A 21,782-nucleotide genomic window follows, 5' to 3' on the forward strand; every position below is an offset into this window, starting at 1 on the left:
CCCGCAATCATCCGACCAGATATTTCTTCACTGCCGCCTCGTCCCACGCGATGGCGTTGCCCGGCTCCTCGCTCGGCAGCGCAAAGCCGTCCTTGATCGTCAGCCGGCTCGCCAGCACCGCATCGGCCCAGTCGACATATTCCAGCCAGTGTGCGGTCGGCGTCACGCAGAGCAGATGCGCGCTGACTTCCGAGAACAGGTGCGTCGACATCTCGATGCCGGCGGCGTGCGCGAGCGCAGCGGCACGCAGCCAGCCGGTGACGCCGCCGATGCGCTGGACGTCGGGCATGACGTAGTCGCAGGCCTCCGCCGACAGCGCGGACTGCATCGCAAACGCGCCGTCAAAGTTCTCGCCGATCTGGACCGGCGTGCGCAGCGCATCCGCGATGCGGGCGTTCCCGGCGTAATCGTCGTGGCGGATCGGCTCCTCGATCCAGGCGAGGCCCTCGTCGTCGAGCATCTCGCCGCGGCGGATCGCTTCGGTGACCGTGAGCGCCTGGTTGTAGTCGCACATCAGCGTCACCTCGTCGCCAACGGCCTTGCGCACCGCGCGCACCACGGCAAGGTCCTCCCGCGCATCGCTCCGGCCGACGCGGATCTTTGCGGCGTGAAAACCTTCGGCCAGCAGCTTGTGCGCTTCCTCCACCGCGGCGCCCGCCGGCATGATGCCGAGGCCCTTCGAATTGTAGGCCCTGACCGGCTTCGGTGCGCCGCCGAGCAGGCGGGCGAGCGGCAGGCCTTTGCTGCGCGCCAGCGCATCCCAGGCCGCCATGTCGATGCCGGATTGCGCCAGCCGCTGCAGGCCGGCGAGGCCCAGCAGGGTGAAGCGCTGGGTCAGCTTGCGCTCGATCTCGAACGGCAGCAGCTCGTCGCCGGCGATGAGCTCCGACAACTCCATGACCATCGCGGTCAGCGGCTTCAATGCCGACGGCGTGATCGAGAACAGATAGGCGTGCCCCACCGCGCCCTGGTCGGTCTCGCAGTCGATCAGCACCAGCGGCGCCTTTGCGACGGCTCCGGTCGAGGTCTGGAGCGGCAGGTTCATCGGCACAATCACGGGGCGGGCGTGGAAGCGTTTGATGCGAACGGTCTCGGTCATGGAATCTCCCGGCGGAGTGAATGCAGGTTCATGCCGATCTTAAACGGTTGTGATGAAACGAACAGCCGCCTGCCGCGACCACCATGAAATGGGGTTGCGCCGGCCTGCTTTTATTGGCTCTGTGCCGCCGCATTCCTTGCCGCAAATCCCTCGACTTTGCGACAAAATCGCACACGACGGAGCCACAGAGTGAAACAAGAGATCTCCGAAGAACAGCGCAAGAGCGGCATCCTCATCGGCGCCGTGATCGCCTTCCTGCTGCTTGCCCTGCCGCTCGCGGTGTGGCTGGACCTGACTGAGCTCTCCAAGACCGCGCTGCGCCGGCAGGCCGCCGATCTCAATTCGGTGATCACGAGCGTGCGCAGCTACTACGCGACCAATGTGGTCGGGCGGGTGCTCGCCAATCCCAACGGCACCACCAGGGTCGTTCACAATTACGAAGCCGTCCCCGGCGCGATCCCGATCCCGGCGACGCTGTCGCTCGAGCTGGGACGGGTGATCGGCGCCCAGCAGGAGAACATCACCTATCGCTTCGTCTCGGACTTCCCGTTCCAGAACCGCGCCCCGCACCAGCTCGACAAGTTCGAGAAGGACGGGCTCGATGCGCTGCGCAGGGATCCCGAGCAGAAGATCGTGGAGACCGAGACCTCGCTGTTCTCAGACAAGGTCCGCCTGATCGCGCCTGTTACCATGGGGCCGGCCTGCGTCAGCTGCCACAACAGCCATCCCGAGAGCCCGAAGAAGGACTGGAAGGTGGGTGATGTCCGCGGCATCCAGGAGGTGATCATCGCCCAGCCGATCGCCGCCAACATCTTCTCGTTCAAGTTCCTGCTCGCCTATTTCCTGATCGCGGCCGGCAGTGGCCTGTCGTTCCTGTCGCTGCAGCGCCGCCAGGCGCGCCGCATCAAGACCATGAACAAGGAGCTCGAATCCGCCAACGACTTCCTGGCCTCGCTGTCGATGAAGATCTCGCGCTACATCCCGCCGCAGGTCTACAAGAGCATCTTCTCCGGCCAGAAGGACGTCACCATCCACACCGAGCGCAAGAAGCTCACCATCTTCTTCTCCGACATCCAGAATTTCACGGCGACCGCGGAGCGGCTCCAGCCGGAGCAGCTGACGCAGCTGCTCAATGAATATTTCACCGAGATGTCGGCGATCGCGCTCGAATACGGCGGCACCATCGACAAGTTCATCGGCGATGCCATGCTGATCTTCTTCGGCGATCCCGAGACCAGGGGCGACCGCGCCGACGCACAGGCCTGTCTGCAGATGGCCTGGCGCATGCAGCAGCGCCTTGCCGAGCTCAATGCGAAATGGCGGGCCTCCGGCATCGAGCAGCCGTTCCGCTCGCGCATGGGCATCAATTCCGGCTATTGCAATGTCGGCAATTTCGGCAGCACCGACCGCATGGACTACACCATCATCGGTGCCGAAGCGAACCTCGCCGCGCGCCTGCAGTCCATCGCCGAGCCCGGCGGCATCGTGCTGAGCTACGAGACCTTCGCCCTCGTCAGCGACATCGTCCGCGCCCACGCGCTGCCCGCGATCACCATGAAGGGCATCAGCCGCGAGGTGATTCCCTATTCGGTCGACGCGCTGAACGACGCCGCGGCGGAAAAGAGCGGCATCATCACCGAGCGTGCGCCGGGCCTCGAGCTCTATCTCGACCCGGCCGTGGTGAAATCAGGCGACGCCGCCCGCGTGCGCTCACTGCTGGAGAACGCGCTGGCCTCGCTGAAGCCGACGTGAGGGGCGGGCTCACGTAGCCGCTTTTCTCATGGAGAGAGTCCCCGTGTGGCACCCCTCTCCCTAACCCTCCCCCGCAAGGGGGGAGGGAACGTACCTTTGTCGTGGCGGGAGTTCGCTCTAGTCAATTTGCGAAAGTCGGATTGAGGTGGGGTGTCGCCGCGCGCTCCGCTGCGCTCCCTCCCCCCTTGCGGGGGAGGGCGGGGGAGAGGGGTGGCTCAGGAAAAGGTGTCAGTAATCGGCACAGGCAACTGCGCTAACTGAGTCACCTCACCTTGCCGCACCTTCCGTGAACGCCGTCTCGATCACCTCGCCAAACGGCTGCCACGAGCGGCCGTCGAATTGCACCAGCCGCATCTGCCGGATCGGCAGATAGCGCTCGGGCGAGGTGTTCATCCTGATGTTGGGCAAGGCAACGGACGGCTGATAGTCCCTGAGCGAGGCCGCCTGGCGCATGATGTTGTCGCGCGAGAGGTCGTCGCCGCATTGCTTCAGCACCTGCGTCAGCGCCTCGGCCGCGGCGTAGCCGTAGACCGCCGCGCTGCTGTTGGTGCTTTCGACCTGATGATACCTGTCCATGAACGTGAACCATTCCTTCATGGCGGGATCGTCTTTCCAGGCCGGATCGCTCGGATCCTTCAGGAAGGCCGCCGAGATCACGCCGGCCGAATTCTCCAGGCCCGCCGGCGCCATCGCATTGGCGATCGTGGCCGAGGCATCATTCACGATGAAGACCGGGCGCCATTTCAGCGACGCCGCCAGCTTGATCACCTTGGACGCGGTCGAGGGTACGCCGAGAAAGACGAAGATGTCGGCGCCCGTGCGCTTCAGGATCGAGACGTGTCCTTCGAGATGCTCGTCGTTGATGTCGAAGGCGATGTCGACGAGGACGTGGCGGTTGAGGTCACCGAGGCCTTCCTGGATGCCCTTGTAGAGCTGGCGCCCGAACTGGTCGTTCTGCCAGAGCACGACGATCTTCTTCCTGGGATAATAGGCCTGGATGTAGTTGGCGTAGATGCGCCCTTCCGAGCGGAACGACGGCTGCCAGCCCATGGTCCAGGGAAAAGCCCTGGCCTGGCTCAGCTCCTCGTCGCCGGAGGCGACGAACAGCTGCGGGATCTTCTTCTCGTTCAGGTACCAGCGCGTGGCGATATTGCCGGGCGTGCCGAACGAGCCGAACATCACATGCACGTCGTCCTTCTCGACCAGATTGCGCGTCAGCTCCAGCGCGCTTGCCGGATCGGAATTGTCGTCGCGCGTGATGAAGCGGATCCTGCGGCCGTTGATGCCGCCGCGCGCGTTGATCATGTCGAAATAGGCGGCTTCCGCCTGGCCGATTGCGCCGAACTCAGACAGCGGTCCCGAATACGGCATGACATTGCCGATGCGGATCTCCTTGTCGCTTGGCAGTTGTTCTGAATGCTGTTGCTGCGACATCGCGCCGAGCGATGCGACGGCAATCACGGAAACGAACAGCATCCTGCCGATGACGCGCATGTTCGAACCCTTGTCGTTGGCCCCCAACGAGGTCGGCTCAATCCGCACCAAGGCGGGTTGATCTACGTCAAGCGTTTGGCGAAGCTATGGCGTGGTTGCCCGCTTCAATGCGACGCATGACAGAGCGATCAAAGCGGCAGGCGTGTTGACGCGCTCTCCGATTGAGGGAGTCCCCGTGTGGCACCCCTCTCCCTAGCCCTCCCCCGCAAGGGGGGAGGGAACGCACCTTTGTCTTGGCGAGATCCAGCTCTTATCTTTTGACCTCATCTATCGATTGCCCTGCGATGATGAAGCACAGCGCAGCCGCGCACTCCGCTCGCTCCCTCCCCCCTTGCGGGGGAGGGCGGGGGAGAGGGGTGGCCCAGCAAACGGTCGGAGTAATAAGCGAGCTATACGCAACGCGCTACGGCAACCCCCGCGCCTCAAGCTGGTGCACCAGCAGCAGCGTCGGCTCCGCAAGGCTGTCGCCGGAGCCGTCCAGCCCGAACGCCGCAGCGATGCCGTCGCGGCTGCGCAGCAGTGCGCTGCGCGGGCAGTGGCCGGCGCCGCAGAGTGTCTTCTTCAGCGTCTCGCCTTGCGCCACGAGGCCAGCGGAATCGTCTGCGGCCCAGGCCAGCACGATGGGGACGTCGACATTGAGGATGCCGGGAAACACCGATCGCTTGTCGTACTGGGTCGCGTCCGTGCCGAGATAGGCCTTCTCGCTGTCGCTGGCGTCCTTGCCGACACGGTAGATGCCCGAGACCAGCACGACGCCGGCGACATCGGCGCGGTCGGTCTGGAGCTCCGGATGCGCCAGCAGGGTGGCGACGTGAAAGGCGCCGGCGCCATAGCCGACCGCGACGATCTCGCGGGCATCGCCGTTGAACAGGTCGATATTGCCGTGGATCCAGGACAGCGCCGCAGCCACGTCGGTCGCGCCGACAGGCCAGGTCGCCGCCGGCGCCAGGCGATAGTTGACGCGGACCCCGATCATGTCGTTGCGCGCGGCAAAGCACATGGCCTGGTCCTGGATCTGACGCGCCAGTTCCGGCGCGGCGTGATCGCCAGTGAAGCTGTCGCCCGTCACGAACAGCAGCACCGGGCGCGGCGTGTCCGCCTTGGTCGCACTGGTGGCGACATCGAGCACCTGGGCCTCGCTCTCGCCGTAGCGCAGGCCGCGCGAGAAGCTGACCTGCTCGCACAGCCGGGCGGTGCCGCCGGCGGTGGTGTCGGAATCGGTGAGGCCTGCCGGGACAAGATCTGACGGCGCCGTCAGCCGAGCCGGCAGCGGGCCATGCGCGGAGGCGGCAGTCACGGTCAAAAGCAGCAAAAATGCGAGGTAATTCTTCATCATGGTGCCGGCCTTGCGCGCCTGTTATTGGCTCGCTCCCTGGGCCTGTCTTCTCAATTCGCCTTATTAGTTGGCTGGTGTTGAGGCGATTTCACGGCACTTGCGGCTCGTGCGTCTTGCCTTGCATCAATTCCCCGGCTGGAAGGTGCAATCCGCGCCGCTGCCGTCCTTGCGCCTGATCGCGTTGGGATCGATCGTGCAGCTCAGCTTGGAGAGGCTCTCGAAATTCGATCCCGCCGCGCCGTCGGGCGGCACGCCGGCCAGCGCTTCGGTGGCGAAGATCTCGTTGGCGGTGGAGCCGTTGACGGTTTTCACCTTCTTGCCGAAGGTCACTTCGCAATTGCGAATGGTGATGTCGACATTGCCGGTGCGGCAGACGATCCGGTCCGCGGTCACCACGATGGCCTTCTTGTAGGGAATGTCGGCATTGGCGGCGAACAGCATCGCCACCGCCTTCCTCTCGGCGCCGGTCAGGTCCGGGGACAGCGGCGCGATCACGCCCGCGAGTGCCAGCGCGGTCGCGCCCGAGACCTTTGCGGGCGTGGCCGCGGCGGCGCCGGCGAGGGGGAATGCGCCGGCAACGAGGGCGCAGGCGAGCATCTCTGGACCGGATCTCATCCCTCTCTCCCGGAACTTCAGGCGGCCTTCTTCCGCTTGACGGTCTTCTTCGCGGTCTTCTTGACGGCTTTCTTGCCCTTCTTCGCCGCCTTCTTGGCCGCAAGGTAGGCCTCGACCTTCTTGGAGGAGTGGCCGGCCGCGGCGACGGCGGCCTTCAGTCTGGCCGGGGTGACTTTGAATTTCTTCGACCAGTAGCGGACCTCATACGCCTCGCCGAGCGCGATCCGGCTCTTGTCGGCGGCGCGGTGCTTCTGGAGCTTGATGTACTCCTCGACTTTCCTGGCGGAGCGGCCGACCTTCTTGACGGCGTATTTCAGCTTGGCCGGGGTCACCTTGAACTTCTTCGACCAGTAGGCGACTTCGTATTTCTCGGTGAGCGCGATCAGGGCGCGATCGGCGCCGCCCCGCTTTGCCTTGTTGTCGGCCATGCTTTCCTCCTGCCGTGGATGGCATCCAGTCTAGCATGCAACCGGATTTGGAAGGCAAGACGCGAGCCTCGTGACGATTGCGCGGAACGGCTGTTTTGCACCGATGTGTCAAACCGTTGCGCTGCGCGACCCCGCCTCAAGCGGGAAAGCGGTTTCTACTGTGCATGGGGTTGTTTTCGCAGTTTTTGTTTTGGAGGGCCTGCTTACCGCTGCTTCATCGTCCGGAAGGTGATGGAGTAGCGCCGTGCCTCGACCGGCGGAATGCTGTGCTCCCATTGCGAGCGCGCCTCGCCATCCATCAGATAAAGCGAGCGCGGCAGGGCCTCGAGCGTGTGGCGCTCCCATCTGTCGCCGCTGCGGCGGCGGAAGCGGAATTTGCATGGCGAGCCCAGCGACAGGCCGAGCACCTTGTCGAAATGCGGCTTGTCGCGATGCCAGCCGATGCCGACGCCGGCCTCGTATTCGGTGCACAGCACTTGCTGCACGCTGCCCTCCGCCAGCCCCGCCCATGCCTCGACCTGCCGTGCAACGGGCCGCACCCACACGGGGATCGGATCGGCCTCGGTGAGCCGTTGCAGTGCGTAGTCATAGCGGTAGCCGAAGGAGGCCACCCGGCGATTGCCCTCGAACGCGCCGAACTGGAAGCGCTGAAGCGGTAATGCTGCGATGCGGCCGATCAGCTCCTGCTCGGCGGTGGCATCGATAAAATTATCCGCATAGCGAAGGCCGGTCGGGCCCGCTTGCGGACCGGCGAACAAATCTAGCTGCTGAGTCATTCCTCGCATTTCCGTGATGGAACCTATTCGCGGTTGGTGCGACTTATCTAATGACGCGGGAAAAAACGCGCGAGGCTGTCATGGCAGAGAAGCATACCGCCGATCCGGCAGAGATCATGCGGGCTACCGGTCATCCTGAGCTGGAATACGCCGCCGGCTGGACCATTGCAGGTCTCGTCACCATCGGCGCCATCGTCGCCGCCTGGGTGTTCGCGATCTAGGCGACAGGGAATTGAAGCTCGAAGGCCGCCCCCTGGTCGGTGGGCTTGAGCCTGATCGAGCCGCCATGGCTCGCCATCACCGCACGCGCGATCGCCAGCCCCATTCCGGTCCCGCCCTGGTCGCGCCGGGTGGTGAAGAACGCATCGAAGATCCTGTCGCGGTTCGGCGCCGAAATCGGCTCGCCGTCATTGCTGAACGTCACAAGCAGGGTCGTCCGCGCGTCGACCGCCTCCAGCCTGATTGTACCGGCCTTGTGCCGCACCGCGTTGTCAGTGAGGTGCGACAGCACGATCAGGGCCTTCTCCGAGGACATGCCGATCGCCCGGTCGAGGCTGCCGCTGGCTTCGATCGAGCTTGCCGGAAACCGGCTCTTGAGGTCGGCGATGACGGGCGCAAGCTCGGTGCGCTCGTTCTGCGGCAGGCTCTCGGCGCGGGCGAGCTCCCGCAGCCGCTGCGCCATCGCCTCCAGCCGCTGGGTGTCGGACAGGATGTTGGCGATGAAGGTGTTCTGCTCGGCCGGCGTCAGGCTGCCGGCCTTGCCCTGAACCGAATCCTGCAGCAGCTCGGCCGCGCCCTTGATCGAGGTCAGGGGCGATTTCAGCTCGTGGGTGAGGTGGGCCGAGAACGTCGCGATATAGTCGGAACGCCTTGCGAGCTGCTCGGCCATGCCGAGGAAGCTGTGCGAGAGCTGGGCGAACTCGCGCGTGCCGTAGTGCCGGAGCGGCCTGAACGCCTCGCGGTCGCCGCGGCCGATTCTGGCGGCGCGGTCGATCAGCTCGCGCATCGGCAGCGTGATGGTGCGTGAGAACACGAGGCCAATCAGGATCGTGCCGAGGATCACGGCCAGCCCGGCCAGGACGAACTTAGCCCGCTCCTGGTAGAGATGGTCAAAGATGTTGCTCGGTGTCCGCGTGGTGTAGATCACCCCGGCGACGCGGTTGTTGACGATCACGGGCATCGCCGAGAACACGTGCACGCCAAGGCCGCGGCTGAAGGAATAGATCGGCGGCGGCGGCTTGTCCGGCACGCGGTTGCGCAAGGTCGCGCGGTACTGCCCGTGCAGTGCGTCCGCGACCTCCTCGATATGGGCAAGCGACTGCCCGACCTCCTGCCGCCCGGCGATCACCACGCCCTGCGGATCGAGGATGCGAAAGCCCGCCAGCGTCACCTTCTGGGTCTCGCGGATGATCGGCGTCAGTTTGGCGCCGATCTCGACGTAGGCTGCTTGCGCCGGCCGGGGCGCGGGTAGCGCATCGGGCCGCCGCCGCAATAGGTCGTTGGCGGTGAGGTCGAGCGCGGGCCGGATCGGCGTGACCTGGTCGCCGGGATCGGGCAGCACGTTCGGCGGTACCTCGGGGCCGAGCGTGAGGCCGCTGTCGAGCCGTGCCGTGACCTCCTGCGCATAGATCGTCGCCAGCACGCGGCTCTGCGCGATCAGCTCGGCCTGGGTCTGGCGGATCAGCTGGTTGTCGTAGAGGCGAAAGAAGAACAGGCCGACCAGCGGCAGCACGCCGACGGTCGTCAGCACCGCGAAGATCACCAGCCCCAGCGACGGGCGCCATTTGTCAGGCGCCGCGCTCATGCCTCTTTCTCGCAGCGGCCGAGCTTGAAGCCGACGCCGTGGATGGTCTCGATGACGTTGTCGCAGGCGAGCGCCGCGAGCTTGGCGCGAATGTTGCGGATGTGGCTGTCGATGGTGCGGTCGGAGACCTGGATGTTGAGCTGATAGGCCGCCCGCATCAGCTGCTCGCGGTTGAACACCGACGTCGGCCGGGTCAGGAAGGCGCGCAGGATGCCGAACTCGATCGCGGTCAGCTTCAGCGGCGTGCCGGCGAAGGTCGCGACGTGCTGCTCGGGATCGATCAGCAGGCCGCCTTGCGCCAGCGCGCCCGGACTTGTTTTGGCCTCGCCGTTGCGCGGGCTGAGGCGGCGCAGGATGACGTTGACCCGAGCCACCAGCTCGCGCGGGCTGAACGGCTTAGTCACGTAATCGTCGCCGCCGATCTCGAGGCCGAGGATGCGGTCGATCTCCTCGTCGCGCGCCGACAGGAACAGGATCGGCACGTCCGAGCCTTTGCGGATCTCGCGGCAGACGTCGAGGCCGTCGAACTCGGGCATCCCGATGTCGAGCACGATGAGATCGGGCCTGTCGGCGGCAAAGCGGCTCAGCGCCTCCTTGCCGTCCCGCGCCTCGATCACGTCCATGCCGGCCTTCTTCAGGGCGACGCGGATGACCTCGCGGATGTGGCCCTCGTCGTCGACGATGAGAATACGATTCGCCAAGAAACTCTCCGCTCACCCTGCCGGCTGACTGCCGGGCTGGCTTTTGGCCTGAGCATCGAGGCGACGCTGCAGCCGCCAGCTGCGAAAACCCCAGGCCCGCCAGGCCAGATCCTGCCGCTGACTTTCTACAAGCCGATCTCGACGTCCCGCAAGACAGTAATCGCCGCCGCGAAGCGCGATGACCCTGTCGATTGCAGGCAGCGCCTGCGGGCCCAATGTGAGGAGATAGTCGGCGTCGATCTTCACGCCCTTGCCCCCCGTTTCACTGCTGTGCTTCAGATTGTAGTCGGCAATGAACGCATCGAAGTTCAGCAGCGAAACACTGTACAGCACGATCGTTAACGCGATGAGATTGGCGCAGACGAGCCACCTGTTGGAGCGGTTGAGCGCGATGCGCGCGACGATGAGGATCAGTCCCAGCGCCACCAGTCCCATCCAGATGAAGGCCGCGATCCGCCAATAGGTCAGCATGTAAATGCCGACATAGAGATCGAGCCGAAGGATGGAGGAGGCGACCAGCAGCACGTTCTGCCCGACCCAGAGATAGACCAGCGGGCGGATCACATTCGATTTCTCGGCTGGCCCGCCCGGACGCATCGCCACCAGCACGAAGGCCGCGGCGAGCAGGGCGGTCACGATCAGCGGATAGGCGCCGCGGTGGGCGTAGGCCGCATAAGTCATGTTGTCGGGCAGGGCCACATGGCCCCAGAGATAGATGCCGTCGAGCACGGACTGCGCTGCGAACAGCAGGTTGAACAGGATCAGCGAGCGCAGGATGCTGGAAGGACCCAGAAACTCCGGCGAGATGAAGGGCGCAAGCGGCTCCGGCTCCGTGACATCGGTTTGGGCGGCAATCTTCCTGCGCCGCCAGCGCACGTGGATGAACGGCCAGACCAGCGCCAGCATCAGGATCCAGAACAGCACGCGCGGGACGCTGACATATTCGAGGATGATCTTTGGATTGAGCAGCGAGACCCATTGCTCGATCACCGGATTGGCCGCAGCGAACAGCGCGACGAACACGGTGCCCAGCACCACCGGCATCAGCCACAGCGCGATGCCGCGGGTGAACGCCGATATGTTGAAGACCTGGAGCGCGTCGGGGAAGACTCTGAAGGGGCCGAACAGGACGAAGTTTCGCAGCGCGCGGGCTCGGTCGGCAAGTCCGGTCGTTTCAGGATTGGTTGCCAGCAACAGGGCGATGACCAGTGCTGCAATGAGGATCAGGAACGAAAGCGTGTTGAGCTCTTCGATGGCAGGCACGAGACCAAGGACGATGACGGCAGCACCGATCGCCGCGCGGCGGATGTCCAGGGATGCGTGGTTGGCGAGCAGCGAGGCGCAGACGATCGCGACTGCAAAGATCACCAGCGACAGCCCGGCCCGCTGGCCATAGAACAGCCAGTCGGCGAGCGCGGCGAGCACCAGCGCCATCGCGAGCTTGACTGATATTGTCGAGGGCCTGATCGGTTGGATGTCAGTCGTCGGCGTCGTAGCCAGGCTCGTCATGCGCAAATGACCTTTCGTGAATATCGATATCGTGCAGTCTGCACGGCGCTTGCGCAGAAGCCGGGGTCTTCGTCTGCACGGTTTCAGGAGTCTTTTGCAGTTTTCGTGCAGGTGCGCTTTTGCCCCTCGCGCAGCGCAGATCGCCTTGATAGGTGCGAAGCATTCATCACCATCGCATGTGGTGCATCATGCAATTCCTTCGCCGTATCGGTCTCATCCTGCTCTGGCTCGCCGCGCCCGTCGTTGCATTCGCGGCCGCGAACAAGAACGATCCTTATCTGGTCCCGCTGCGTGGCGGCGGAAACACCGCGCTTGTCGCCGCAAGCATCATGATCGTCATCGTCCTGCTGCGGAGAGGACGGTGGCGCAGCATCGCGGGCAAGCTGCTCGTCACGCTCTGGTGCCTGCCGCCGCTGCTGATGTCCACCGCGCATCTGAAGTTCGAGCTGCGCAAGCACGATGTCCTTGCCGTCAGCGCCGCCGAGGCGCGTCAGCTCGGGCCACACTTCATGGTCGGCTATTCCTCCTTTCCCGAGGTGGCGCGCCTGGCCGAGCAGGGCCTGATCGGCGGCATCTATGTCACGCGGCACAATATCCGCGGCCGGACCATCGAGGCGCTGCGGGCCGAGATCGCGACGCTCCAGGACAAGCGCCGTGTAGCTGGCCTGGCGCCGCTGGTCGTGGCGGCAGACCAGGAGGGCGGCATCGTCGGACATCTCGCGCCGCCGCTGACAAAGCTGCCGGCGCTGGCGACGCTCACCGGGCTTGCTCCCGACGAGCAGCAGGCCAAGGCCGAAGAGTTCGGTCGCATCCACGGCCGCGAGCTCGCGGGCCTCGGCGTCAACCTCAATCTTGCGCCGGTGCTCGACCTCAAGCCGCCGCAGCGGCGCAACCGCCTCGATTTCCACACCCTGATCGGCCAGCGCGCGATAGCGACCGATCCCGTCGTCGTCGGCACGATCGCAAGCGCCTATGTCCGCGGGCTGGAAGAGACGGGCGTCGGCGCCACGCTCAAGCATTTCCCGGGCATCGGCCGCGTGCGCACCGACACGCATCATTTCCGCGCCAGTCTCAACACGCCGGTGAAGGAACTGGAGGTGACCGACTGGCTCCCATTCCGCGAAGTGCTGTCGCACTCGCGCAGCGCGCTGATGGTGGGCCATGTCACGCTCACGGCCGTCGATCCCGATCGCGCCGCGTCGCATTCCAAGCGCGTCGTCGATGGGATCATCCGCGGCAAATGGGGCTACCAGGGCATGGTGATGACCGACGATCTCGTGATGGGCGCGATCTATCAGAACGACGTCTGCAAGGCCGTGGTCGAGGCGATCAATGCCGGCGTCGATCTGCTGCTGGTCGCCTATGACGGCGCGCAGTTCTACCGGGTCTTTGCCTGCGCCCTGGAGGGATCGCGGCAGGGCAGGCTCGATGCGGCGATGTTGCATGCGAGCGCGGCGCGGCTGGAGCGCGGCTTTCCGACCGCGCAGGCACGCGCCTCTTCGGCAATCAGCATCGCTCGCCAGAACTAGCCTTTGGCGAACTGACGGTAGTCCGGCTCGCGGTGAAACCAGAATTCGTAGCCGGTGACGGCCTTCTGCATGGCGACGTCGTGGATCGGCTGGTTGAGCGGAATGACGGGAACGTCGCGCATGCAGAGCGCGATGAAATCCTTCACGCATCTGTCGTATTCTGCGGCGTCCGTGGTGAAGCGCGCCTTGTCGATCAGCGCGTCCATCTGCTGGTTCTGGTAGGAGGAGATGTTGAAGATCGAGTTGTTGCCGTGGAAATTCCAGTAGAAGTAGTACTCGGGATAATCCAGCCAGCCGCTGAAGCGGTTGAGCGCGAGCGGCAGCTCCTTCTTGTTCAGCGTCGTGCGCCAGTTCGCGCCGGGGATTTTTTCGATTCCCGCCTTGATGCCGATCTTGGCGAGGCTCTCCTGGATCAGGATCGCGGTCGGCTCGCCGACGGTGGCCGTGCCCGTGTCCAGCGACAGCGTCGTCTCCAGGCCGGATTCGAAACCTGCTTCCTTCATCAAGGCCTTGGCCTTGTCGAGATCGGTGACGTAGGGAAACGCCTGCGGCCAGACCGGTTTTGAGACGTCGGCTGCGCCGCCGTACATGGGAACGGCACGGCCGAAGAAGGCGCTGGTCTGGATCTGCTCATACGGCATCGCCCAGGCGATGGCCTGTCGCAGCTTGGCATTGTCGAACGGCGGCTTTGCCGTGTTGAGCGCGACATACCAGAGCGCGTTCGGGATCGGCACGCCCGAGACCTTGACCTTGCCCTCTTTGATGATCTGCTCGAAATCGCGCGGCGCAAAGCCGCTGGAAATATCCGCATCGCCCCGCTCCAGCATGGCGCGGCGGGTGCCGGCGGAGGGGACGTCGCGCGCGATCACGCGCCTGACCTTGGGCAGCGGTCCGCTCTTCCAGTCATCGAAGCGGGCCAGCACGGTTTCGCTGCCGGGCTTCCAGCTCTCGATCTTGTAGGCGCCGCCGCCGGCTTCGTTGTTCCTGAGCCAGGTCAACGCCCAGGGATCTTCTGCAGTCGCGTTCTTCTTCGCCAGCTCTGAATTGATGATGAAAGGCACGACCACGGCGACGTTGAACAGCAGCATCTTGTCCTTGCGAACATAGTCGATGCGGAAGGTGTAATCGTCGACCACCACGAACTGCTCGGGCTTCTCCAGTGACCCCGCCGACATCTGGAAGGTCGGGAAGCCGCCGACCTTCACGGCGCGGTCGAACGACCATTTGACGTCCTTGGCGGTAACCGGCGTGCCGTCGTGGAATTTGGCGTCCTTACGAAGGCTAAAGGTGCAGGACATGCCGTCGGCCGCGACCTCCCAGCTCTCGGCAAGTTCAGGCGCGAGCTTTTCGCGGTCGTACGAGACCGTCCCATCGGGCAGTGTCTTGGAGGCGTAGGTCAGCAGGCGGTCGTAGCAATTCCAGGACAGGCCGTTCACGGTCTGGTTGGAGCCGACGCCCTGCATGTCCAGCGAGTTCGGCCCGAGCTCCTGCACCACCAGCAGCGTTTCGGCTCGGCCCTGTGCCGAGGCAAGTGACGGGGCGACCGTCATTCCAGCGACGCCGAGGGCGCCAAGCACGACTCTGCGGCGGCTCAGATCGAAAGACGATGGACTCATCGATACCTCCTTGGGACGATTGGCCATTCAAGGAGGCAAGGTGCATGCCATAGGGGCTTGCGACAACGAGCGCGACGTCGTTGGCGATTGCGGCGCCAGCGACAAGTTGAAATCGAGCGACGCAGTCTCCGTAGTGGCGTCTTAGCCACACATCAACGCAAATGACAACTTTAAAGGAGTGTCAGCCTGTCGCGGCAACCCATTTCCTGCAACAAGAGCATCGTTGCTTTTGGAATTGGCGGGGGCTTGGGAATGCGTCGTCTTGCGGCGGTGGGCGTGGGTTGTTTGGTTTCGTTTCTGGGATGTGGAAGTGCCGCAATTGCCGCCGATCTGGCGGTCAAGGCTCCGGTGGCGGTGAGGCAGTTTACCTGGACCGGGTGCTTTGTCGGTGTTCATGCGGGAGGCGACTTCAGCAACGACAAGATCAGGAGCTCGGGCGATTTCAGCTCCACTGGTTTCATCGGCGGCGGACAAATCGGGTGCGACTACCAGTTTGCATCGGCCTGGGTTGTCGGTGTCGAGGCCCGCGCCGCCTGGTCCAGCCTGACCAGCAAGACACCCGGTCTCGGCAGTTTCGGCGGCGTGGTCATCCCGACGCAGTTCACCGTCAGCAACGACTTCCTGGCGTCGGCGACCGCGCGGCTCGGCTATGGCTTTGCCGGCAACTGGCTTGCTTATGGCCGCGGCGGCGTCGCCTGGACGCGGGAAAAGATCGACAATGTCGTCACGCCGCCGCTTCTGGGAGTCCCGGTCGATCCCAAGGCAACCGTGACGCGCACTGGCTGGACCGCCGGCGTTGGTCTCGAGTGGGCATTCGCGCCGCACTGGTCGACCAATTTCGCGTACGACTACTATGATTTCGGCGCCAATGACTTCTTCCTGACGAACGCCGCGCCTCTGGTGACCTTCAGAGGAAACTTGAAGGACACAATCCACACTGTGACTGCCGGCGTGAACTATCGCTTCTGACCGAGAGGTTTTGCGAGGCGCTACGGTGTCACCGCTCCGCGCGAAACCGCGCGCGGGGCGGTCAGCTCTTTCCATGTGGAATTCGCTACATGCACCGGCGAGAAGGCCGGGCGTTCGATATAGCGGCCGTCGCCGGCTTCGGCGCGCAAATCGCCTTCCTTCCAGACGACACGGCCGCGCGACAGCGTCGCGGCCGGCCCGCCGATGCAGGCAAAGCCTTCGAACACATTGTAATCGATCCGGCTCATCTGCCGCTTGGCGCTGATGGTCTTGCTCGCCTTGGGGTCCCACACCACGAGATCGGCATCCGAGCCGACGGCGACGGCGCCTTTGCGCGGGTAGATGTTGAGGATGCGGGCGATGTTTGCCGACGTCACTGCGACGAATTCTTCCTTCGTCAGCCGTCCCGTGGCGACGCCCGCGGTCCATAACAACGCAAGGCGATCTTCGAGGCCGCCGGTGCCGTTCGGGATTTTTCTGAAATCGCCGAGCCCGAACCGCTTCTGCTCGGTGGTGAAGGCACAATGGTCGGTCGCGACCACCTGGAGCGAGCCGGCTTGCAGGCCGGCCCAGAGGCTGTCCTGATGCTGCTTGTCGCGGAACGGCGGCGACATCACCCGCTGCGCGGAATGATCCCAGTCCTTGTTCTGGTATTCACTTTCATCCAGCAGCAGGTGCTGGATCAGCGGCTCGCCATAGACGCGCTTGCCGACGGCGCGTGCTCGGGCGATCGCCTCATGCGCCTCGCGGCAGCTGGTGTGCACGATATAGACCGGCGTGCCGGTCATGTCCGCGATCATGATGGCGCGGTTGGTGGCTTCGCCCTCCACCTCCGGCGGCCGTGAATAGGCGTGGCCCTCCGGGCCGGTGACGCCGCGCGCAATCAGCGCCTCCTGCATCAGGGCGACGACATCGCCGTTCTCCGCATGGACGACAGGCATGGCGCCGAGATGGGCGCAGCGCGCGAACGAGTTGTAGAGCTCATCATCGTTCACCATCAGCGCGCCCTTGTAGGCCATGAAATGCTTGAAGGTGTTGATGCCGTAGGTTTTGACCACGGTCTCCATCTCGTCATAGATCTGCTTCGACCACGACGTCACCGCCATGTGGAAGCCGTAGTCGCTGGCCGCTTTCTCGGATTTGTGCCGCCACTCCTGATAGGCCGCGAGCATGGACTGCCCCGGATCGGGCAGGCAGAAGTCCACCACCATGGTGGTGCCGCCGCTCAGTGCCGCCTTGGTTCCGGATTCGAAATCGTCGGCGGTGACGGTGCCCATGAACGGCATTTCGAGATGGGTGTGCGGATCGATGCCGCCCGGGATGACGTAGGCGCCGCAGGCATCGACGATCTCGGTTCCTGCCGGCGCATCGAGCGATGCGCCCACCGCCACGATTGTCTCGCCGTCGATCAGCACGTCCGCGCGGCGCGAATGATCGTGATTGACGACGGTGCCGCCGCGGATGAGGAGGGGCATGAGGAACTCCGGGGAGAGGTGAGGGACGGCCCGAAGGCTAAGCGCACCACCCGCGATGCGACAGGCGAAATTTTAGTCAGCCGCCGCCGATCCTTTTCACTCCGTGCGCGCGACCAGCCCGTCGATCATCGCGCGGACGAGGCCTGCGATCTCCTTGCGCAGCGCCGGCAGCGGCACCGCGACCAGCCTCTGCTCCAGTCCCAGCGCCACCATGCCGTGCACGGCCGAGAACAGGCTGCGCGCGGTGATGCCGAGCTCCTCCTGGCTACGCTCGCGAAACAGCAGCGCCAGCGGATGATAGATGTGGCGGAACAACTGCAGCTGGTCGTTGACGGACCAGTCGGGGAGGATCTTGTCGGGCGCCATGCGGTGCTCGAACAATGCGCGCCAGAGCTCGAGGTTTTCGGCGGCGAAATCGCAATAGGCAATGGCGATGCGGACCAGCGTCTCCTGGGGCGAAGGATCACCGGTGCTTTCCGCCGCGCTGAGCGCCTCGTCGAGGCGATGCAGCGTGCGCGAGCCGACCCGCAGGACCAGCTCGTCCACATCGGCGACGAGATTGTAGACCGCGCCATTGGCGCAGCCGATCTCGCGGGCCAGATCGCGGGTTTTCAGACCCGCCAGCCCCCGCCCGGCGATCATCCGCTCGGCCGCCTGGACCAGGTCGATCCGCAGTTTCTCTCGACGTTCCAAGGCCTTAGTCATTCTTAACCAAGTTTTTGAGCGTCGCTCAAATATTTATTGAACGATGTTCAAGATTCCTGCTACAAAGCATTTGTGAGCAACGCTCATAACAGGGAGCAGACAATGTTCAAGACCGTCGTGACACTTTTCCGCGGCAGCGTGGCCGCCGCGGGCGAGGAGCTGGAGGACCGCACGGCCCTGCTGATCCTCGACCAGCAGATGCGCGATGCCGCCGCCGCCCTCGAGCGCAGCAAGCGTACGCTGGCGCTGGCGATTGCGCAGGATCAGCAGGAGGGCCGCAAGCTCGAGGCGACCTGCGCCCGCATCACCGATCTCGAGACCCGCGCTATTGCCGCGCTCGATGGCGGCCGCGAGGATCTCGCCAAGGAAGCGGCCGAAGCCATCGCAGGCCTCGAAGCCGATCGCGATGCGGCGATGACGGCACGCGCGCTGTTCGCGACCGAGATCATCAGGCTGAAGCGGCACGTGACAAATGCGCAGGCCCGCATCACCGAGCTCGATCGCGGCCGGCGCCTCGCCCGTGCCTCGGAAGCGGTGCGCTCGCTCCGCCGCAGCGGCATCGAGGCGGCGCGTCCTTACGAATCCACGCTGCCGGAAGCCGAGAGCACCTTGAGGCGTCTGCGCGAGCGCCAGATGGAAGCCCAGGCTGCCGACGACGCGCTGGTCGAGCTCGATGCGGCCACCGGTCCCCTCGCTACTGCCGAGCGACTCGCCGAGCAGGGTTTTGGCCCCCGGCTCAAGACGACCGCGGACGACGTGCTTGCGCGGCTGAAATCCAAGCGCACCCAGACGGCCTGAACTCAGATTTCATCATCATTTAAACCAATAGGAGATCATCATGAACCAGAACGGCCAGCCCCATAGCAGCGCCTGGGTCACCTTCACCTACGCGTCTTTCGCAGCCTCCGCCTTCCTCGTTGCCATCGGCGTCTTCTTCCTGCCGCTCGACCTCTGGATGAAGGGCTATCTCACCATGGGCATCGTGATGCTGATCCAGACCTGCATCACGCTGACCAAGACCGTGCGCGACAATCACGAGAGCAGCCGGCTGGTGAACCGCATCGAGGATGCCAAGGCCGAACGTCTGCTGATGGAGGTTTCCAAGGCGGCTTGAGGCGAACGCCTGGAAGCGGCTTGCAATCTGACGCGGTGGGTGCCGTTGCATCCACCGCGTGCCCGATCCGCATATCGCGCCTGCGAAATGCAACCGAGCCATGACGGATCGCGCGGGCGTGCGGCCTTGCGCAGCGGCGCCGGCCGACGCACTCTGTCCGGGCGGCGCGAAGAATGCCGCCAATAAAGACTGTGCGAGGAAACCTCCATGGCGGCGACGCGGATCGACTGCGACATCCATCCTGCGGTTGGTGGCACGCGCACGACGCTGCTTCCCTATCTCAGCGACCATTGGAAAGAGCAGGTGGTGAGCCGCGCCATCGACGGGCTCGATCTCACCTCCTATCCGCCGAGCATGCCGCTTTCGGGCCGCGCCGACTGGCGGCCGGCCAATGGCGGCAAGGCAGGCTCAGATCTCGCGATGGTGCAGAAGGGCGCGTTCGATCAGCTGGGGGCGAGCCACGCCATCCTCAACGTGCTCTATGGCGCGCAGGCCGTGTTCGACGCCTATATGGCCGCCGATTTCTGCAAGGCCATCAACGACTGGATCGCCGCCGAGTGGCTGTCGCGCGATCCACGCCTGCGCGCCTCCATCGTGGTGCCGATGCAGGCGCCGGATCTCGCGATCGAGGAGATCGAACGCCGCGCCGGTGACCACCGCTTCGTCTCCATCCTGGTGCTGGCGCAGGGCGAAACGTTGCTGGGACGGCGGCATTTCTGGCCGATCTACCAGCTCGCGGAGAAGCACAAGCTGCCGCTCGCAATCCATGCCGGCACGCAATATCGGCAGGCGCCGAGCTCGGCCGGCTGGCCGTCGCATCGCTACGAATATTACTTCGTCGAGGCGCAGGCGTTTCAGGCGCAGATCCTCAGCCTGATCTATGAGGGCGTGTTCGGCAAATTTCCTGATCTGAAAGTCGTGCTGATGGAGTCGGGCGTGAGCTGGCTGCCGGCCTTCATGTGGCGCGCCAACAAGACCTGGCGCGGCGTGCGCGTCGAGGTGCCCTGGGTCGAGCGCGAGCCGGCGTCGATCATCCGCGACAATTTCCGCGTCACCATGCAGCCGTTCGATGCGCCCGGTGATGCCAGAAGCGTCGAGGAGATCATCGACCAGATCGGCTCGGAAAAGATGTTCCTGTTTGCGTCCGACTATCCGCACTGGCAGTTCGACGGCGACGATCCGATCCCGCCGAACCTGCCGAAGAGCTTGATCGCGAAAATGTGCGTCGACAATCCGCTGGAGACGTTTCCGCGGCTGTCGCTGAATTGATTATTGGAGGTTCGCATGAGTGAAGTCATCGACCGTCCGCTACGCGACGACGAGAAGCCTGCCGCATCAAAGCTGCGCATCGTCGATTGCGACGTGCATCCGAGCCTGCACTCGGTCGAGGACCTCAACGAGTTCCTGCCAAAACGCTGGCAGCAGCATTTGAAGGAATATGGTAGCCATCTGCGCACGCCCTATCTCTTCACCACGCCCTATCCGCGTTCCTCGCCGCTGATTGCGCGGCGCGATGCCTGGCCGCCGACCGGCGGGCCGCCCGGCTCCGATCTCGCCTTCATGCAAAAGCAGCATCTCGATCCGCTCGACGTCGAGTTTGGCATCCTGCAGGTGCTCGATCTCTTCATCTTCTCGCAGCAGAACCTCGAATTAGGCGCCGCGATCCAGCGCGCCATCAACGACTGGCAGCTGGCGTTCTGGTCGCATCGGGATCCGCGCCTGAAGGCCTCGATCCTGGTCGGGCAGGACGGTGTGGACCTCGCGATAGCCGAGATCGAGCGCTGCGCCAAAATCGGCGAGTACATCCAGATCAACGTCTCGCCGCGCGCCAACGAGCCGCTCGGCCGCCGCCGCTACTGGCCGATCTATGCGCGTGCGCAGGAGCTGGACTTGCCGCTCGGCATCCATGTCGGCGGCTATGGCGGCCACGCGCCGACCGGCGGCGGCTGGCCGTCTTATTATGTCGAGGAGCACCAGTCGAATGCGCACACCATCGCGGCGCAGCTTGCGAGCCTCGTCATCGAAGGCGTGCCGGAGCGCTTCCCGAAGCTGAAGATCGTCTTCATCGAGGGTGGTTTCGGCTGGATCCCGTCGGCGGTGTGGCGGATGGACCAGCACTTTGAACGTTTCCGCAGCGAAGTGCCGCATTTGAAGCGCAAGCCATCGGAATATGTGCGTGAAAACTTCTGGTTCACGACGCAGCCGATCGACGAGCCGGACGAGGCGCGGCATCTGCGCGCGCTGATCGAATGGGTTGGCATCGATCGCCTGCTGTTCTCGTCGGACTATCCGCACTGGGATTTCGACGATCCGCGCTTCGCCTTCAAGACGCCGCTGACCGAGGCCGAGCGGAAGAAGATCTTCAGCGCCAATGCGCGTGCGGTCTACAAGTTCTGAGACCAGCATGGCCCGTCACATCGTCGCGACCATTTCGGAGATCCCGCCCGGCGGCAATAAGGTCGTCGAGATCGCCGGCCGCGATATCGTCGTGTTCCACGTCAATGGCGAGTTCTTCGCGCTGTTGAACCGCTGCCCGCACGAGGGCGCGCCGCTGGAGAAGGCCGCCTGCGTGGCGCGGCTGACCTCGCCCGAGCCCGGGGTTTATGAACGATCACGCGTCGGCGAGATGCTGCGCTGTCCCTGGCACGGCTGGGAGTTCGACATGCGCAACGGCCAGTCCTGGTTCGATCCGAAACGCGTCAAGATCCGGTCATACCCGGTCGCGGTGGAGCGCGGCGAGGAATTGCAGAAGGGCCCCTATGTTGCGGAGACGTTTCCGGTGCATGTCGAAGACAGCTACGTGATTGTCGAGGTCTAGGCCGGCATTGCCGATTGTGATTTCAAAGCAGGTGCGATATGG

At 64.5% G+C, this 21,782-nt stretch carries 21 protein-coding genes; 9 read left to right on the forward strand and 12 right to left on the reverse strand.

All coding sequences use genetic code 11. The features are described from left to right. Window positions 1-7: 7 nt before the first annotated feature. Window positions 8-1,099, reverse strand: coding sequence for an enolase C-terminal domain-like protein (locus QA649_RS06880; RefSeq protein ID WP_283023520.1), 1,092 nt, complete (start codon window positions 1,097-1,099; stop codon window positions 8-10). A 189-nt stretch (window positions 1,100-1,288) separates the two neighbouring features. On the opposite strand from QA649_RS06880, the gene QA649_RS06885 reads away from it, so the two are divergent. Next, complete coding sequence (locus QA649_RS06885; RefSeq protein WP_283023521.1) at window positions 1,289-2,851, forward strand: adenylate/guanylate cyclase domain-containing protein; 1,563 nt, start codon at window positions 1,289-1,291, stop codon at window positions 2,849-2,851. Window positions 2,852-3,118: 267 nt separating this feature from the next. Here QA649_RS06885 and QA649_RS06890 read toward each other — a convergent pair whose 3' ends face one another. The 5 genes from QA649_RS06890 to QA649_RS06910 all read right to left on the reverse strand — a co-directional run bounded on the left by QA649_RS06890 (window position 3,119) and on the right by QA649_RS06910 (window position 7,500). Next, the gene (locus tag QA649_RS06890; protein ID WP_283025981.1) at window positions 3,119-4,345 is read right to left on the reverse strand and encodes an ABC transporter substrate-binding protein; all 1,227 of its coding nucleotides are present in this window, start codon (window positions 4,343-4,345) and stop codon (window positions 3,119-3,121) included. Window positions 4,346-4,748: 403 nt separating this feature from the next. After that, window positions 4,749-5,678, reverse strand: coding sequence for a carboxylesterase family protein (locus QA649_RS06895; RefSeq protein WP_349254076.1), 930 nt, complete (start codon window positions 5,676-5,678; stop codon window positions 4,749-4,751). Window positions 5,679-5,804: 126 nt separating this feature from the next. Next, the gene (locus QA649_RS06900) at window positions 5,805-6,296 is read right to left on the reverse strand and encodes a hypothetical protein (protein ID WP_283023523.1); all 492 of its coding nucleotides are present in this window, start codon (window positions 6,294-6,296) and stop codon (window positions 5,805-5,807) included. Between the two features lie 17 nt (window positions 6,297-6,313). Further along, a complete protein-coding gene (locus QA649_RS06905; RefSeq protein ID WP_283023524.1) occupies window positions 6,314-6,724 on the reverse strand; it encodes a DUF3606 domain-containing protein in 411 nt (136 codons plus the stop codon). A gap of 203 nt (window positions 6,725-6,927) precedes the next feature. Then, window positions 6,928-7,500 carry an alpha-ketoglutarate-dependent dioxygenase AlkB gene (locus QA649_RS06910; RefSeq protein ID WP_283023525.1) on the reverse strand — a complete coding sequence of 191 codons (573 nt, stop codon included), beginning with the start codon at window positions 7,498-7,500 and terminating at the stop codon, window positions 6,928-6,930. A gap of 80 nt (window positions 7,501-7,580) precedes the next feature. Here QA649_RS06910 and QA649_RS06915 point away from each other — a divergent pair, with 80 nt between their 5' ends. Then, window positions 7,581-7,721 (forward strand): hypothetical protein, encoded by a 141-nt coding sequence (locus QA649_RS06915; protein ID WP_212289919.1) that lies wholly within the window; start codon window positions 7,581-7,583, stop codon window positions 7,719-7,721. Here QA649_RS06915 and QA649_RS06920 read toward each other — a convergent pair. The 3 genes from QA649_RS06920 to QA649_RS06930 are packed head-to-tail and all read right to left on the reverse strand — an operon-like array spanning window position 7,718 to window position 11,514. Next, window positions 7,718-9,304 (reverse strand): ATP-binding protein, encoded by a 1,587-nt coding sequence (locus QA649_RS06920; RefSeq protein ID WP_283023526.1) that lies wholly within the window; start codon window positions 9,302-9,304, stop codon window positions 7,718-7,720. The genes QA649_RS06915 and QA649_RS06920 overlap by 4 nt on opposite strands. Then, complete coding sequence (locus QA649_RS06925; RefSeq protein WP_283023527.1) at window positions 9,301-10,005, reverse strand: response regulator transcription factor; 705 nt, start codon at window positions 10,003-10,005, stop codon at window positions 9,301-9,303. Before QA649_RS06925 ends, QA649_RS06920 begins: the two co-directional genes overlap by 4 nt. A gap of 12 nt (window positions 10,006-10,017) precedes the next feature. Then, entirely contained in the window at window positions 10,018-11,514 is a 1,497-nt protein-coding gene (locus QA649_RS06930; RefSeq protein ID WP_283023528.1) for a DUF4173 domain-containing protein, read from the reverse strand. A gap of 188 nt (window positions 11,515-11,702) precedes the next feature. On the opposite strand from QA649_RS06930, the gene QA649_RS06935 reads away from it, so the two are divergent. Then, window positions 11,703-13,043, forward strand: a complete 1,341-nt coding sequence (locus QA649_RS06935; protein WP_283023529.1) for a glycoside hydrolase family 3 N-terminal domain-containing protein — start codon at window positions 11,703-11,705, stop codon at window positions 13,041-13,043. On the opposite strand, the gene QA649_RS06940 is transcribed toward QA649_RS06935, so the two are convergent. After that, complete coding sequence (locus QA649_RS06940; RefSeq protein WP_283023530.1) at window positions 13,040-14,659, reverse strand: ABC transporter substrate-binding protein; 1,620 nt, start codon at window positions 14,657-14,659, stop codon at window positions 13,040-13,042. The two genes, QA649_RS06935 and QA649_RS06940, sit on opposite strands and share 4 nt — an antisense overlap. Window positions 14,660-14,911: 252 nt before the next feature. On the opposite strand from QA649_RS06940, the gene QA649_RS06945 reads away from it, so the two are divergent. Further along, window positions 14,912-15,628, forward strand: a complete 717-nt coding sequence (locus tag QA649_RS06945) for an outer membrane protein (RefSeq protein WP_283023531.1) — start codon at window positions 14,912-14,914, stop codon at window positions 15,626-15,628. Window positions 15,629-15,648: 20 nt separating this feature from the next. Here the strand turns inward: QA649_RS06945 and hydA are convergent, their stop codons facing one another. Both hydA and QA649_RS06955 read right to left on the reverse strand, forming a co-directional pair. After that, window positions 15,649-17,103: a dihydropyrimidinase gene (gene hydA / locus QA649_RS06950; RefSeq protein ID WP_283023532.1), complete on the reverse strand. Its 1,455-nt coding sequence runs from the start codon at window positions 17,101-17,103 to the stop codon at window positions 15,649-15,651. Between the two features lie 96 nt (window positions 17,104-17,199). Further along, the gene (locus QA649_RS06955) at window positions 17,200-17,808 is read right to left on the reverse strand and encodes a TetR-like C-terminal domain-containing protein (protein ID WP_283023533.1); all 609 of its coding nucleotides are present in this window, start codon (window positions 17,806-17,808) and stop codon (window positions 17,200-17,202) included. 102 nt (window positions 17,809-17,910) lie between these two features. Here QA649_RS06955 and QA649_RS06960 point away from each other — a divergent pair, with 102 nt between their 5' ends. The 5 genes from QA649_RS06960 (at window position 17,911) to QA649_RS06980 (ending at window position 21,740) form a co-directional block, all read left to right on the forward strand. Continuing rightward, the gene (locus tag QA649_RS06960; RefSeq protein ID WP_283023534.1) at window positions 17,911-18,606 is read left to right on the forward strand and encodes a PspA/IM30 family protein; all 696 of its coding nucleotides are present in this window, start codon (window positions 17,911-17,913) and stop codon (window positions 18,604-18,606) included. Between the two features lie 40 nt (window positions 18,607-18,646). Continuing rightward, window positions 18,647-18,922: a YiaA/YiaB family inner membrane protein gene (locus QA649_RS06965; protein WP_283023535.1), complete on the forward strand. Its 276-nt coding sequence runs from the start codon at window positions 18,647-18,649 to the stop codon at window positions 18,920-18,922. A gap of 207 nt (window positions 18,923-19,129) precedes the next feature. Next, the gene (locus tag QA649_RS06970; protein ID WP_283023536.1) at window positions 19,130-20,191 is read left to right on the forward strand and encodes an amidohydrolase family protein; all 1,062 of its coding nucleotides are present in this window, start codon (window positions 19,130-19,132) and stop codon (window positions 20,189-20,191) included. A 15-nt stretch (window positions 20,192-20,206) separates the two neighbouring features. Further along, entirely contained in the window at window positions 20,207-21,319 is a 1,113-nt protein-coding gene (locus QA649_RS06975) for an amidohydrolase family protein (RefSeq protein ID WP_283023537.1), read from the forward strand. A gap of 7 nt (window positions 21,320-21,326) precedes the next feature. After that, entirely contained in the window at window positions 21,327-21,740 is a 414-nt protein-coding gene (locus QA649_RS06980) for a Rieske (2Fe-2S) protein (protein WP_283023538.1), read from the forward strand. The last annotated feature ends 42 nt before the right edge of the window (window positions 21,741-21,782 follow it).

This window comes from Bradyrhizobium sp. CB1717 (assembly GCF_029714325.1).
GTDB lineage: Bacteria > Pseudomonadota > Alphaproteobacteria > Rhizobiales > Xanthobacteraceae > Bradyrhizobium.

Bases quoted from the DNA above. Each gene is read 5' to 3' on its own strand.
- QA649_RS06880 (WP_283023520.1), bottom strand. From the start codon at position 1,099: ATGACCGAGACCGTTCGCATCAAACGCTTCCACGCCCGCCCCGTGATT.
- QA649_RS06890 (WP_283025981.1), bottom strand. From the start codon at position 4,345: ATGCGCGTCATCGGCAGGATGCTGTTCGTTTCCGTGATTGCCGTCGCA.
- QA649_RS06895 (WP_349254076.1), bottom strand. From the start codon at position 5,678: ATGAAGAATTACCTCGCATTTTTGCTGCTTTTGACCGTGACTGCCGCC.
- QA649_RS06900 (WP_283023523.1), bottom strand. From the start codon at position 6,296: ATGAGATCCGGTCCAGAGATGCTCGCCTGCGCCCTCGTTGCCGGCGCA.
- QA649_RS06905 (WP_283023524.1), bottom strand. From the start codon at position 6,724: ATGGCCGACAACAAGGCAAAGCGGGGCGGCGCCGATCGCGCCCTGATC.
- QA649_RS06910 (WP_283023525.1), bottom strand. From the start codon at position 7,500: ATGACTCAGCAGCTAGATTTGTTCGCCGGTCCGCAAGCGGGCCCGACC.
- QA649_RS06915 (WP_212289919.1), top strand. From the start codon at position 7,581: ATGGCAGAGAAGCATACCGCCGATCCGGCAGAGATCATGCGGGCTACC.
- QA649_RS06920 (WP_283023526.1), bottom strand. From the start codon at position 9,304: ATGAGCGCGGCGCCTGACAAATGGCGCCCGTCGCTGGGGCTGGTGATC.
- QA649_RS06930 (WP_283023528.1), bottom strand. From the start codon at position 11,514: ATGACGAGCCTGGCTACGACGCCGACGACTGACATCCAACCGATCAGG.
- QA649_RS06935 (WP_283023529.1), top strand. From the start codon at position 11,703: ATGCAATTCCTTCGCCGTATCGGTCTCATCCTGCTCTGGCTCGCCGCG.
- QA649_RS06940 (WP_283023530.1), bottom strand. From the start codon at position 14,659: ATGAGTCCATCGTCTTTCGATCTGAGCCGCCGCAGAGTCGTGCTTGGC.
- QA649_RS06945 (WP_283023531.1), top strand. From the start codon at position 14,912: ATGCGTCGTCTTGCGGCGGTGGGCGTGGGTTGTTTGGTTTCGTTTCTG.
- hydA (WP_283023532.1), bottom strand. From the start codon at position 17,103: ATGCCCCTCCTCATCCGCGGCGGCACCGTCGTCAATCACGATCATTCG.
- QA649_RS06955 (WP_283023533.1), bottom strand. From the start codon at position 17,808: ATGACTAAGGCCTTGGAACGTCGAGAGAAACTGCGGATCGACCTGGTC.
- QA649_RS06960 (WP_283023534.1), top strand. From the start codon at position 17,911: ATGTTCAAGACCGTCGTGACACTTTTCCGCGGCAGCGTGGCCGCCGCG.
- QA649_RS06965 (WP_283023535.1), top strand. From the start codon at position 18,647: ATGAACCAGAACGGCCAGCCCCATAGCAGCGCCTGGGTCACCTTCACC.
- QA649_RS06970 (WP_283023536.1), top strand. From the start codon at position 19,130: ATGGCGGCGACGCGGATCGACTGCGACATCCATCCTGCGGTTGGTGGC.
- QA649_RS06975 (WP_283023537.1), top strand. From the start codon at position 20,207: ATGAGTGAAGTCATCGACCGTCCGCTACGCGACGACGAGAAGCCTGCC.
- QA649_RS06980 (WP_283023538.1), top strand. From the start codon at position 21,327: ATGGCCCGTCACATCGTCGCGACCATTTCGGAGATCCCGCCCGGCGGC.